Raw genomic sequence first — 12,533 nt, 5'->3', positions numbered from 1 at the left:
ATTACTCGTCAGCGCCCTTGTCGATCACTTTACGGCCACGGTATACGCCTTCTGGCGATACGTGGTGACGCAGGTGAACTTCACCGGTGGTTTTTTCTACAGACAGGGTGCTAGCCTCGAGGGCGTCGTGGGAGCGACGCATGTCACGGGCAGAGCGGGATTTTTTGTTCTGCTGAACAGCCATAATTGATTAACTCCTAAACGTTTGGGTCACGCTTTAACTGCGCCAATACACTGAACGGGTTGGACCGCGTTACCTCGTCCTCGCTCGGTTCGGGCTCATCGAGACCCGCCGGCTGCTGGCATTCTTCCGGATGATGAGCAGGCACAATGGGCAAGGCGAGCAGAAGCTCCTCCTCGATCAGTGACTGCAGATCCAAAGGATCTTCGCCCAGTTCCAGCACGTCATAACCTTTCGGCAACGACTGGGTATTCGCACCCTCCTTCACCACAGCATAACTGCATTCGCTGTGGATCGGCAGGGTGACCAGCTCAAGACAACGCTGGCAAACCATTTTGACTTCGGTGTCGATAAAGCTGTGGATTACCACAGACTTACGTTCATCTCGTTCAAAAACGAATTTAGCCTGCACCGTACCGACAGTATCGGAAAGCGGGTCGCAGAGTCTCTCCAAATCGGCCAGCAGCAGTTCACCTTGAAGGGTGGTGCCACGATCAGCCAATTTGCGCGGGTCAACGTGAGGTGGAATCGGGTCATTCAACATAGGCGCAGCATTATAGGGATGCACCCGGCCATGTCAAAGGAAATTCAGCCCTGTCCGTCACCTGAAAGCCTCGCTAGAATTCGCGCCTGTCTTCAGGAGATGCGCATGCTGCCTTTATTACTCGCTTCCAGCTCGGTGTATCGCCGGGAATTGCTGGCCCGCTTGCAGCTGCCATTCATCTGCAGCTCGCCGGATATCGATGAAAGCCATCGTCCGCATGAGTCCGCGGTCGAACTGGTAAAGCGCCTCGCCAGCGAGAAAGCCCAGGCCCTCGCCGGCACCCACCCCGCCCATCTGATCATCGGGTCTGACCAGGTCGCGGTGCTCGACGAGCGCATTATCGGCAAACCTCACACCTTCGAAAAAGCCCGCGAGCAGTTGCTTGCCTCAAGTGGCGCCAGCGTTACATTCCTGACCGGCCTGGCCCTGCTCAACAGCCAGACCGGACAGTGTCAGGTCGACTGCGTGCCGTTTACGGTGCACATGCGCACACTCGACAGCGCCCGCATCGAACGCTATTTACGCGCCGAGCAGCCCTACGATTGCGCTGGCAGCTTCAAGGCCGAAGGTTTGGGAGTGAGCCTGTTTCAAAGCACCGAAGGCCCTGACGCCACCAGCCTGATCGGCCTGCCGCTGATTCGCCTTATCGATATGTTGCTGGCTGAAGGCGTGCAGATACCGTAAAGATCAAAAAATCCGGCCAAAAGGCCGGATTTTTATGCAGCAGGATAATCAGCGCAGCGAAGGACCGTGGAAGCCCATCCACATCGCCAGCTGCTCAGCCACGCTGGCACCGAGCTTTTTCGAGAAGCGATCGAACGGCGATTCCTGAACGGTGAAGTCCACCAACTCTTTTTCGCCAATCACGTCACGAGCCACCGAACTGGCATTGCCCAGGCCGTCGATCAGACCCAGAGGCAGCGCCTGCTCGCCGGACCAGACCAAACCGGAGAACAGCTCCGGATGTTCCTTGTCCTTCAGGCGATCGCCACGGCCTTTCTTGACGCTGTTGATGAACTGCTGGTGCGTCGTATCGAGAACGCCCTGCCAGAACTGAGTTTCTTCAGGCTTTTGCGGCTGGAACGGATCGAGGAACGACTTATGCTCTCCCGAAGTGTAGGTACGACGCTCGACGCCCAGTTTCTCCATGGTGCCGACAAACCCATAACCCGCCGCCGTCACTCCAATGGACCCCACCAGACTGGCCTTATCGGCATAGATCTGATCCGCCGCACTGGCAATGTAGTACGCGCCGGAAGCCCCCAGGTCAGAGATCACCGCGTAAACCTTGGTATCCGGGTGCAGACCGCGCAACCGCTGGATCTCGTCATAGACGTAACCCGACTGCACCGGACTGCCGCCCGGGCTGTTGATGCGCAGGATGACACCCTTGACCTTTTTATCCTCGAAGGCGGCCCGCAGGCTGCCGACGAGATTGTCCGCACTGGCGGCCTCCTTGTCGGCTATCACACCGGTCACGTCGATCAACGCGGTGTAATTGGCGCTGCGGGTGGCGGCTTTTTCCATGTCCATCAGCGGCGTGAACAGAATCAAAGCGCCAAACAGGTACACAAAGGTCAGCAGCTTGAAGAAAATCCCCCAACGCCGCGACCGGCGCTGTTCCTGAACACTGGCAAGCAACGTCTTTTCCAGCAGCTTCCAGCTTTTCTCGTCACCGCTCTCCGCGCTCGCCTTGGCGGGTGCTTTCCATTCGTCGGTCATGCCATCTACCCCAGCAAAAATCTATTAGGCCCGCTGACTCAGCCAGGCATGCAATTCTGAAAAACGATCGACGGCCAGCACCGGTTCGAACACCTTCAACGCCTCGATCGATTGTGCGCCGTAGCTGACAGCCACCGACGCCATGCCGGCGTTGCGCGCCATCTGCAAGTCAAAGGACGAATCGCCGACCATCAATGCCTGCTCCGGGCGAACGTCGCAATGCGCGAGAATCTGCTCAAGCATCAACGGATGGGGCTTACTGGCCGTTTCGTCAGCCGCCCGGGTGATATCGAAATAATCGTCCCAACCGTGCGCTTTCAGCACTCGGTCCAGTCCGCGACGGGCCTTGCCGGTCGCCACGGCCAGGTGATAACCCGCGGCCCGAAACGCTTCCATCGACTCGACCACGCCTTCGAACAGCGGCGAGGGCACGGCCTCCGAGGCGATATAATGATCGGCATAGTGCTGCCGGAAAGCGAGCAGTTCGTCGTCGCCGATGTCCGGATATAACGTACGAATGGCTTCTGGCAGACCCAGGCCAATGATGCCTTTCACCGCAAAATCATCGCGCAACTGAAAGCCGGAGCGCTCGGACGCAACGTGCATCGACTCGACAATCCGACCAATGGAGTCGGCGAGAGTGCCGTCCCAGTCAAAAATCAGCAGCTTGTACTCAGAGGGGTGCACTCAGGCGCTCCACGGTCTTGGCCCACATCTCGTCGACCGGCGCCTGCAACTTCAGTTCGCCACCGTCCGGCAATGGCACGGTCAGCATGTAGGCGTGAAGAAACAGGCGCTTGCCGCCCAGATCGCGGATTTCCTTACTGAAATCGTCATCGCCATACTTGGTGTCGCCAGCGATGCAGTGCCCGGCGTGCAGGGTGTGCACACGGATCTGGTGAGTCCGCCCAGTGATTGGCCTGGCTTCAACCAGGGTGGCAAAGTCGCCGAAACGACGCAGGACTTTGAACACGGTCACAGACTCCTTGCCCTCCTCCTCGTCGACCTCGACCATGCGCTCGCCGGAACGCAAATTGCTTTTGCCCAGCGACGCCCGGACTTGCTTGATCGACGTCGCCCAGTTACCGCGAACCAGCGCCATGTAGCGCTTATCGACGCCATCCCCGCGCAAGGCCGTGTGCAAGTGACGCAACATGCTGCGCTTCTTGGCGATCATCAGCAGGCCGGAGGTGTCACGATCGAGGCGGTGAACCAGCTCGAGCTCCTTGCAATCCGGACGCAACTGACGGAAGGCTTCGATCACGCCATACGTCAGGCCGCTGCCCCCATGAACCGCGATGCCGCAAGGCTTGTTGATCACGATCAGCGCCTTGTCTTCATAAACAATCGAGGCTTCGAGGCGCTGTAGCAGGCCCTGTGCCAGCGGCACTGGCTCGTCGCGTTCCGGCACGCGAACCGGCGGCACCCGCACGATATCGCCCGCCTGCAGCTTGTATTCAGGCTTGATCCGGCCTTTGTTCACCCGCACTTCGCCCTTGCGCAAAATGCGGTAAATCAAAGTCTTGGGCACGCCTTTGAGCCGAGCGAGAAGGAAGTTATCAATACGTTGGCCGGCATATTCCGGCGAGACCTCAAGCAGTTGTACGCCTGGGGTCGAAGGGGCAGTAGTCGTCATGGCGCGGATGATAACAATTTTTTATGGAATTGAAGCACTTAATCATTGCTGCTATAGTCGCGAACGCCGCCAAAAGTGGCCTGGACAGCGGACAAACGGTCAAAAACCGGCCCTGACCAACGCAATTCACGAGGACGAGAGGCCGTCCTACGGGGCTTTCGCTACGAAACGGCAGAGTTTGCAGTTGTAACGAGCGCAGGTGACATGAGGCCTGAAGCATGCCGCAAAGCAGAGTTTTCACTCGCCTTGCGAGCAAATATTCATGGCCAGTTCACAAAGTGCAGTCAGCGACGAACGACCCCGAGCGAACGCTTCGGAAACACCGCCTAAATTAGCCATGATGCGTGGCCTCCCCTTTCGGAGCTCACGGTAAATGCCAACCCGCTGCGGATTCTGCGCGCGGCAGCACCCGAATTATCAGGGATACGTGTAGGGTGGAGATGCACAACCGCTGGACTGTGTAGCACTAGGCTTTATCAAGACGCTTCATCTCGTCCACAGCCGCCGGTTGATTCCTCCTCCTGACTGAGTGCTTAAGTAGCCACAGCAAGCAGGACGCGTACGTCGCGACGAAGGCCCACATTGGCCGGACATCGCTGGACACGGGAATGGCCAACCACTCCCGACGCACCTGACACCGACCGTGAGAAGTCGTGTGTGCCGAACGCCGTTTCCGGCAGCCCGGAAACCGACGGTACTACATGAAAAGAATGCTGATTAACGCAACCCAACCCGAAGAGTTGCGTGTTGCACTGGTAGATGGCCAACGCCTCTACGACCTGGACATCGAATCCGGTGCACGCGAGCAGAAGAAGGCCAACATCTATAAAGGCCGAATCACTCGCATCGAACCTAGCCTTGAGGCTGCCTTTGTCGATTTCGGCTCCGAGCGCCACGGCTTCCTGCCCCTCAAAGAAATCTCCCGCGAATACTTCAAGAAAGCCCCTGAAGGCCGCGTCAATATCAAGGACGTCCTGAGCGAAGGCCAGGAAGTCATCGTTCAGGTCGAAAAAGAAGAGCGTGGCAACAAGGGCGCCGCCCTGACCACCTTCATCAGCCTGGCCGGTCGTTACCTGGTCCTGATGCCGAACAACCCGCGTGCCGGCGGTATCTCCCGTCGCATCGAAGGCGAAGAGCGCAACGAACTGCGTGAAGCCCTGAACGGCCTGGTTGCCCCGGCCGACATGGGTCTGATCGTTCGCACTGCCGGCCTGGGCCGCAGCAGCGAAGAAATGCAGTGGGACCTCGACTACCTGCTGCAACTCTGGACCGCCATCAAAGAAGCCTCGCTGGATCGCTCCGCGCCATTCCTGATCTACCAGGAAAGCAACGTGATCATCCGCGCCATCCGCGATTACCTGCGCCAGGACATCGGCGAAGTGCTGATCGACAGCGTTGAAGCCCAGGACGAAGCCCTGACGTTCATTCGCCAGGTGATGCCGCAGTACGCCAGCAAGATCAAGCTGTACGAAGACAGCGTGCCGCTGTTCAACCGTTTCCAGATCGAAAGCCAGATCGAGACCGCCTTCCAGCGCGTCGTTGAACTGCCTTCCGGCGGCTCCATCGTCATCGATCCGACTGAGGCCCTGGTGTCCATCGACATCAACTCGGCGCGCGCCACCAAAGGCAGCGACATCGAAGAAACCGCGCTGCAGACCAACCTTGAAGCCGCCGAAGAAATCGCCCGTCAGTTGCGCTTGCGCGACATCGGCGGCCTGATCGTCATCGACTTCATCGACATGACCCCCGCCAAGAACCAGCGCGCCGTGGAAGAAAAAGTCCGCGAATGCCTGGAAGCCGACCGCGCTCGCGTGCAAGTCGGTCGCATCTCGCGCTTCGGCCTGCTGGAAATGTCCCGTCAGCGCCTGCGTCCATCGCTGGGTGAAAGCAGCGGCATCGTTTGCCCGCGTTGCAACGGCACCGGCATCATCCGTGACGTTGAATCGCTGTCCCTGGCGATTCTGCGCCTGATCGAAGAAGAAGCCCTGAAAGACCGCACCGCCGAAGTTCGTGCCCAAGTGCCGATTCCGGTTGCAGCCTTCCTGCTCAACGAAAAACGCAACTCGATCACCAAGATCGAACTGCGCACCCGTGCCCGCATCGTCATTCTGCCGAACGATCACCTCGAAACGCCGCACTTCGAAGTCCAGCGTCTGCGCGATGACAGCCCGGAAGCCAGCATCAACCAGTCCAGCTACGAAATCGCTGCTGCCGCTGCCGAAGTCGAAGAAGTCCAGCCAGCCGCTGCGACCCGCACCCTGGTTCGCCAGGAAGCCGCGGTCAAGACGGCGCCGGCCCGCGCCAACGCGCCGGTTCCGACCGAAGTCGTCGCCGCCCCTGTTGCTGCACCGGTCGCCGCGCCAGAGCCAAGCCTGTTCAAAGGCCTGGTGAAATCCCTGGTCAGCCTGTTCGCCACCAAGGAAGAGCCTGCGGCACCGGTCGTGATTGAAAAGCCAGCCACCACCGAGCGTCCGGCCCGCAACGAAGAGCGTCGCAACGGTCGTCAGCAGAGCCGCAACCGTAACGGTCGCCGCGATGAAGAGCGCAAGCCTCGTGAGGAACGTGCACCGCGTGAAGAGCGCGCACCGCGCGAGCCACGCGAAGCCCGTGAAGCCCGTGAAGAAACCCCGGCCGTCGCTCGCGAAGAACGTGCTCCTCGTGAAGAGCGCGCACCACGCGCCCCTCGTGAAGAACGTGCACCGCGCGCACCTCGCGAAGACCGTAAGCCACGTGGCGAGCGTGAAGAGCGAGTCCGTGAGCTGCGTGAACCGCTGGACGCTACCGCTCCGGCTGTGGCCGCTGCTGCGACCGCTACCACCGAAGAGCGTCCGGCCCGTCAGCCACGTGAAGAGCGTGCTCCGCGCCCACCGCGTGAAGAACGTCAACCGCGTGCCGAGCAGGCCGCTGCTGCCGTGGCTGAAGAAGAACTGACCGGCAACGAAGAGCAGCTGCAGGAAGACGGTCAGGATGGCGCCGAAGGCGATCGTCCACGCCGCCGCTCCCGTGGCCAGCGTCGTCGCAGCAACCGTCGCGAGCGTCAACGCGATGCCAACGGCAACGTGATCGAAGGTTCGGAAGAATCGGAATCCGCCGAAGGCAACGAAGGTGCAGAAGGCCGCGAAGCCCCAAGCGCCAACGATCTGGCCGCCGGCCTGGCTGTTACCGCAGCCGTTGCCAGCACCGTGATCAGCGCTCCGGCCGAAGCACAAGCCAACGAGCAAGCCGAGCGCGCCACTGCCGCCACCCTGGAAACAGCTCCAGTCGAAGCGCCAGTTGTCGAAGCGACTACCCCTGTGGAAACAACTTCCGCTCCGGAAATCGAAGTGGCACCGGTCCAGGAAGCACCGCCTCAGGTTGAAGCTGCCGCTGAACCGGCGATCGTGGCCGAGGCACCTGTCGTGGTTGCAGAGCCGGCCGCTGAAACCGCTGCTGAGACAGTCACCGAAACGGTTCGTGAAGTTCGCGAAGAGCAAACCGCGTTCAACTGGGTTGCGGAATCAGCCGTTGCCGAAACGCCAGCTCCAGCGCCAGTCGCTGAGCCTGAGACGACTGAAGCCATGGTTTCTGAACCCGTCGTCGCGGCTGCAGAACCGACTCCAGTGGTTGAAGCGCCGGTTGTCGCTGAAGTAAAAGCGCCGGTCGCTGAAGCTGCTCCGGTCAGCGCCCTGACGCCAAGCGGCCGCGCGCCAAACGACCCACGTGAAGTGCGTCGTCGCAAGCGTGAAGAAGAGCGCCTGCAGAAGGAAGCCGAACAGGCTGCCGCTGCTGCTCCGGCGCCTGTCGAAGCGGCCCCGGTTGTGGCTGAAGTTGTCGAGGCCGCTCCGGCCCCGGTTGCTGAAGTGGCTGCCGAACCGGTTGATTCGGTGATCCATGAAGCGCCGCGCTCCGTTCAGGACGCAGTAGAGCAACACGAGCAAGCCCTGGAAAAAGAGCACGAGCCTAAACCTCTCGTCTGATTCCATCGGCCACTAAAAAGCCCCGCCTGGTGATCCAGGCGGGGCTTTTTTATGTCTGTCGTTCAAGCCGATAGACCGCGTTATCGTTCGAAAGCGATCTATCAGGCAAAGACCAAAGCTTCAGGTGTATCGACATCCCACAACACCCCAGGATCTTCCACCACCGCCTCGACTACCCTGGCCGACGCAAACAATGGCTTGGCCCCGCGATCCCCCGCCAACGTCATCAACCCCGGCCCAAACGTGCGCCCGAAACCCACCGGGTGTCCGTACTCGCCGTTCATCACCGGAACGCTGATTCCATCGTCCGCAATCCCTGCCACCACCCGCTCGATCGTGGACGGCAAAATAAACGGCATGTCGCCCAACACAATCAACCAGCCGCCGAGCTGCGGACACGCCGCGACTCCGGCCGCAATGCTGTCGCCCATGCCGGTCGATTCGACCAGCACAATCTCGAACCCGTAAGCCTGTGCCATACGAAGCACCTGCGGGCGCTCCTCGGTGGTCACCAGGACGCGCTTCGTCAGATCAGCCGGCAAACTTGCCAACACCTGCTCGATCACCGAACGAACGGCGCCATCGCGGCCCGTACAGTCCGCCAACAACTTGTCCTTGTCGGCACCCGCCACCTGCCTGAAGCGGCTGCCCTGCCCTGCCGCCAACACGATGATGCCGATCGACTCACTCATACCACCTCCTGCAACGGCCTCTTCTGTTTCAGCTCGACGCCGTTCTTGGTCGCGACGATTTCAGCCAGCAGCGACAAGGCGATTTCCGCCGGGGAATGGCTGCCGATGTGCAAACCAATCGGGCCATGCAAGCGCTCGATGGCTTCCGCTGACAAGCCTAGCTGAGCCAGGTTTTCCCGGCGCTTCAGGCTGTTGACCCGCGAGCCCAGCGCGCCCACATAAAACGCTTTGGAGTCGAGGGCCGTGAGCAGCGCCATGTCATCCAGGCGCGGATCGTGGGTCAGCGCGACGATGGCTGTGCGTTCGTCGGTCTGAATGTTCAGCACCGCTTCGTCCGGCATGCCTGCGACAAAGCGTCCGTGCTGTTCTTCCCAACCGTAGACGAACTCGGTGCGTGGATCGCAGATCAGCACTTCGAAATCCAGCATTCGTGCCATCTCCGCGACGTAACGGGACAATTGTCCCGCACCGATCAGCAATAACCGCCACCGCGGTCCGTAAATCGCGCGCAGGGTGTCGCCATCAAATGTCAGCACATCGCTCTTGTCCGCTGGCTGCAACACCACCTCACCGGTCGCGATGTCCAGCGAACGCGCGACGATTTCATGGCCTTCGCAGCGCGCCAGCAATTCGGCAACCCAGGCAGGGTCACCGACACGCTCTTCGGTCAGACGCAAAGTGCCGCCGCACGGCAGACCAAAACGTGCGGCCTCCTCGCGGGTGACGCCGTAGGTGATCAACTGCACCGGCGGACCGTCGGCGGGAATTCGGCCGTCGTGCAGCCGGGCGATCAGGTCATCCTCGACGCAACCACCCGACACCGAACCCATCACCACTCCGTCTTCGCGCAAGGCCAGCATGGCGCCAGGTGCCCGGGGCGCGGTGCCCCAGGTCTGGACCACGCTGTACAACACCACCCGCTGACCGGCGCGGCGCCATTCCAGCACGCTGCGCAGAACGTTCAGGTCGACGCTGTCCATCAGGCTTCAGCCTTCTGCCAGCCCTGCAGCTGATAGCGAACCGGCAGGTTACGGATGCGCTTGCCCGTGGCGGCGAAGATCGCATTGCACAGCGCCGGCGCAATCGGCGGCACGCCCGGCTCGCCGACACCACCCAACGGCACGACGCCCGGCGGCGTCACCAGGTGCACGGCGACTTCCTTCGGCGCCAGGGACATGCGCGCCACTTCGTACATGTGGAAGTTGTCTTGCTGGACCCTGCCGTCCTTGAAGCTGATTTCCCCCAGCACCGCGTTGCCCAGGCCCATCACGCAGGCGCCTTCGAACTGCGAGCGGATCCGCTCAGGGTTGATCTGCGGACCGCAATCCACGGCGATATCCGCCTTGTGCACGATCAAGGTGCCGTCGTCCTTGACCTCGACTTCGATCACCGCCGCCACATAGGTGACGAAGCTGTAATGCACCGCCAGCCCCAAGCCGCGGCCTTTGGGTAACTGGCGCCCCCAACCGGCGGCTTTCGCAGCAGTTTCCAGCACGGTGCGCACCCGCGCGGTGTCGATCGGATAACGCTCCGGCGACTCGCCGTAGTTCCACTCTTCGCTCAAGGTGCGCGGATCGATCTGACGGTCCGGCCCCAGCAATTTGATCTGATACTTGAGCGGATCCTCACCGGCCTTGTGCGCCAGTTCATCAATGAAACTCTGGATCGCAAAACCGTGAGGAATGTTCGACACCGAGCGGTACCAGCCGACACGCGTATGAATCGCCGCCTCCGGATTTTCCAGGCGTACGTTAGGAAAGTTGTAAGGCAGGTTAGTGAACCCCATGCCCAGTTCGAACGGCGCCTCGTGGTTCATCCCGGGCGCGAACAACGCCGTGATGCTTGGCGCCACGGTGCGGTGCAGCCAACTGGACGGCAAACCGTCCTTGTTCAGGCTGGCCTTGAGGTATTCGGCCGAGACGGTGTGGAAATACGAGCAATGGATGTCGTCTTCACGGGTCCATTGCACCCGCACGGCTTTGCCGGGGAATTCCTTGGCGAGCACGGCCGCTTCGATGATGAAGTCCGGTTTGGATTTACGCCCGAAACCGCCGCCGAGCAAGGTGACGTTGAACGTCACGTTATCGAACGGCAAGCCGAGGCGTTCAGCGATTCGCTCACGGGTAACCTGCGGCGCCTGGCTGGGCGCCCAGGCTTCGCACACGCCGTTGTTGTAACGTGCGATGGCGACCATCGGCTCCATCGGTGCCTGCGCCAGGTGCGGCAAGTAGTAAGACGCTTCCAACGTGCTGCTGGCGCTGCCCATGGCTTCATCGATGTTGCCGGTATTGCGCACCACTTTCCCCGGTTTCAGGGACGCGGCTTCCAGTTCCTTGCGATAGGCAATCGAGTCGTAACTGGCGTTAGGGCCGTCGTCCCATTCGATTTTCAGTGCATCGCGGCCCTTGATGGCGGCCCAGGTGTTGCTGGCCACTACGGCCACTCCACCCAGCGGCTGGAATTCCGAGGGCAACGGGCGACCTTCGATCTGGATGACCTTCAGTACCCCGGGGACTTTCAGCGCGGCGCTGTCATCCACGGATTTGACCTTGCCGCCGTAGACCGCCGGACGGGCGATGGTGGCGTAGAGCATGCCGTCAAAATGCACGTCGGCGCCGTAGATCGCGCGGCCGTTGACGATGTCTGCACCATCGATGGCCCGGGTGCCTTCCTTGCCGATGTAACGGAACTCCGAAGGCTCCTTGAGGCGCAGCGTGTCGCGGGCCGGCACCGCCAGCGCACCGGCCGCAGCGGCTACTGCGCCGTAGCCCAGCTCGCGGCCGGTCGGTGTGTGGATGATCTTGTGCAGTTGTGCGTGACACTCGCCGACCGGGACTTTCCACTGGTCGGCGGCGGCCTGTTCCAGCATGGTCCGCGCGGCGGCACCACAGCGGCGCATCGGTTCGTACCAGTGGCGCATGCTGCGGGAGCCGTCGGTGTCCTGGTTGCCGAAGCGCACTTCGTCGCCCGGCGCCTGCTGCACTTTCACCTGCGCCCAGTCGGCGTCCAGCTCGTCGGCCACGACCATGCTCAGGCTGGTGCGCACGCCCTGGCCCATTTCCGAGCGGTTGCAGACCACCGTCACCGTGCCATCAGCGGCGATGCTGACGTACACCTTCGGGTCATCGATCCAGCCATGGGGCATGCCGTCGGCGCCGAATTTCTTCTCTTTCTCGGCGGCAAAAGCGTCCTGCCAGCCCCAACTCGCGGCGAGTACCAATGCCCCGGTAGCGCCGACGCCTTTGAGAAAACCACGGCGGCTGAGGTTGCTCAGGGCAAAATCGTTCGGTAACCGGCTCATGCCTTGGCCTCCTTCAGGTGAGTGGAGGCCTGGCGGATGGCGGTCTTGATGCGGTTGTAGGTGCCGCAGCGGCAGATATTGCCGACCATCGCCTCTTCGATCTGTTCGTCGCTCGGGTTCGGGTTGGTCTTGAGCAGCGCCGTCGCCGACATGATCTGCCCGCCCTGACAGAAACCGCACTGCGCCACAGCGGTGTCGAGCCAGGCCTGCTGGACGATTTGCCCGACCGGGTCGGCATGCAGGTTATCGATGGTGCTGACATTCTGGCCGATCACCGAGCCGATCGGTGTGATGCAGCTGCGCGCCGGGGCGCCTTCGATATGGATGGTGCAGGCACCGCACAGGCCCATGCCGCAGCCGAATTTGGTGCCGTTGTAACCCGCCACGTCGCGGATCGCCCACAGTAGCGGCATGTCCTCGGTAACATCCAGTTGATGGTCTTGACCATTGAGCTTCAGGGTAATCATGGGCACGCCCGCATAGTTGTAAAGGTTATGGGGT

Annotated in this window: 11 protein-coding genes; 2 read left to right on the top strand and 9 right to left on the bottom strand. The window is 61.2% G+C overall.

Annotated elements, in window-relative coordinates; genetic code table 11:
* Window position 1: 1 nt before the first annotated feature.
* Entirely contained in the window at window positions 2–184 is a 183-nt protein-coding gene (rpmF, locus tag NTD84_RS04375) for a 50S ribosomal protein L32 (protein ID WP_003179396.1), read from the bottom strand.
* Between the two features lie 13 nt (window positions 185–197).
* On the bottom strand, window positions 198–725 hold the full coding sequence (locus NTD84_RS04370) for a YceD family protein (protein ID WP_004371317.1): 528 nt from the start codon (window positions 723–725) through the stop codon (window positions 198–200).
* Window positions 726–830: 105 nt separating this feature from the next.
* Between NTD84_RS04370 and NTD84_RS04365 the strand changes: the two genes are divergently transcribed.
* Window positions 831–1,409 (top strand): Maf family protein, encoded by a 579-nt coding sequence (locus tag NTD84_RS04365; protein ID WP_262163780.1) that lies wholly within the window; start codon window positions 831–833, stop codon window positions 1,407–1,409.
* Window positions 1,410–1,457: 48 nt separating this feature from the next.
* On the opposite strand, the gene sppA is transcribed toward NTD84_RS04365, so the two are convergent.
* From sppA to rluC, 3 genes are read right to left on the bottom strand one after another with little or no spacing between them, the layout of a single operon-like run.
* Complete coding sequence (gene sppA / locus NTD84_RS04360) at window positions 1,458–2,447, bottom strand: signal peptide peptidase SppA (RefSeq protein ID WP_262163779.1); 990 nt, start codon at window positions 2,445–2,447, stop codon at window positions 1,458–1,460.
* Between the two features lie 24 nt (window positions 2,448–2,471).
* The gene (locus NTD84_RS04355) at window positions 2,472–3,134 is read right to left on the bottom strand and encodes an HAD-IA family hydrolase (RefSeq protein WP_262163778.1); all 663 of its coding nucleotides are present in this window, start codon (window positions 3,132–3,134) and stop codon (window positions 2,472–2,474) included.
* The gene (gene rluC, locus NTD84_RS04350) at window positions 3,121–4,083 is read right to left on the bottom strand and encodes a 23S rRNA pseudouridine(955/2504/2580) synthase RluC (protein ID WP_262163777.1); all 963 of its coding nucleotides are present in this window, start codon (window positions 4,081–4,083) and stop codon (window positions 3,121–3,123) included. The genes NTD84_RS04355 and rluC overlap by 14 nt, the downstream gene beginning before the upstream one ends.
* A 701-nt stretch (window positions 4,084–4,784) precedes the next feature.
* Here rluC and rne point away from each other — a divergent pair.
* A complete protein-coding gene (rne, locus tag NTD84_RS04345) occupies window positions 4,785–8,039 on the top strand; it encodes a ribonuclease E (protein WP_262163776.1) in 3,255 nt (1,084 codons plus the stop codon).
* A 101-nt stretch (window positions 8,040–8,140) separates the two neighbouring features.
* Here rne and NTD84_RS04340 read toward each other — a convergent pair whose 3' ends face one another.
* From NTD84_RS04340 to NTD84_RS04325, 4 genes are read right to left on the bottom strand one after another with little or no spacing between them, the layout of a single operon-like run.
* A complete protein-coding gene (locus NTD84_RS04340) occupies window positions 8,141–8,731 on the bottom strand; it encodes an NTP transferase domain-containing protein (protein ID WP_262163775.1) in 591 nt (196 codons plus the stop codon).
* A complete protein-coding gene (locus NTD84_RS04335; RefSeq protein WP_262163774.1) occupies window positions 8,728–9,711 on the bottom strand; it encodes an XdhC family protein in 984 nt (327 codons plus the stop codon). The genes NTD84_RS04340 and NTD84_RS04335 overlap by 4 nt, the downstream gene beginning before the upstream one ends.
* Window positions 9,711–12,032, bottom strand: coding sequence for a xanthine dehydrogenase family protein molybdopterin-binding subunit (locus tag NTD84_RS04330; protein WP_262163773.1), 2,322 nt, complete (start codon window positions 12,030–12,032; stop codon window positions 9,711–9,713). Before NTD84_RS04330 ends, NTD84_RS04335 begins: the two co-directional genes overlap by 1 nt.
* Window positions 12,029–12,499, bottom strand: a complete 471-nt coding sequence (locus NTD84_RS04325) for a (2Fe-2S)-binding protein (RefSeq protein ID WP_262163772.1) — start codon at window positions 12,497–12,499, stop codon at window positions 12,029–12,031. The genes NTD84_RS04330 and NTD84_RS04325 overlap by 4 nt, the downstream gene beginning before the upstream one ends.
* Window positions 12,500–12,533: the final 34 nt, after the last annotated feature.

The sequence above is a fragment of the Pseudomonas sp. 14P_8.1_Bac3 genome (assembly GCF_025466085.1).
Lineage (GTDB): Bacteria > Pseudomonadota > Gammaproteobacteria > Pseudomonadales > Pseudomonadaceae > Aquipseudomonas.
Note: the sequence above shows the minus strand (reverse complement) of the source record. Positions and strands in the feature narration are given on the sequence as shown.

What these genes read in the sequence shown, in the direction of transcription:
- rpmF (WP_003179396.1), bottom strand. Translation starts at nt 184, where the DNA reads ATGGCTGTTCAGCAGAACAAAAAATCCCGCTCTGCCCGTGACATGCGT.
- NTD84_RS04370 (WP_004371317.1), bottom strand. Translation starts at nt 725, where the DNA reads ATGTTGAATGACCCGATTCCACCTCACGTTGACCCGCGCAAATTGGCT.
- NTD84_RS04365 (WP_262163780.1), top strand. Translation starts at nt 831, where the DNA reads ATGCTGCCTTTATTACTCGCTTCCAGCTCGGTGTATCGCCGGGAATTG.
- sppA (WP_262163779.1), bottom strand. Translation starts at nt 2,447, where the DNA reads ATGACCGACGAATGGAAAGCACCCGCCAAGGCGAGCGCGGAGAGCGGT.
- rluC (WP_262163777.1), bottom strand. Translation starts at nt 4,083, where the DNA reads ATGACGACTACTGCCCCTTCGACCCCAGGCGTACAACTGCTTGAGGTC.
- rne (WP_262163776.1), top strand. Translation starts at nt 4,785, where the DNA reads ATGAAAAGAATGCTGATTAACGCAACCCAACCCGAAGAGTTGCGTGTT.
- NTD84_RS04340 (WP_262163775.1), bottom strand. Translation starts at nt 8,731, where the DNA reads ATGAGTGAGTCGATCGGCATCATCGTGTTGGCGGCAGGGCAGGGCAGC.
- NTD84_RS04335 (WP_262163774.1), bottom strand. Translation starts at nt 9,711, where the DNA reads ATGGACAGCGTCGACCTGAACGTTCTGCGCAGCGTGCTGGAATGGCGC.
- NTD84_RS04330 (WP_262163773.1), bottom strand. Translation starts at nt 12,032, where the DNA reads ATGAGCCGGTTACCGAACGATTTTGCCCTGAGCAACCTCAGCCGCCGT.
- NTD84_RS04325 (WP_262163772.1), bottom strand. Translation starts at nt 12,499, where the DNA reads ATGATTACCCTGAAGCTCAATGGTCAAGACCATCAACTGGATGTTACC.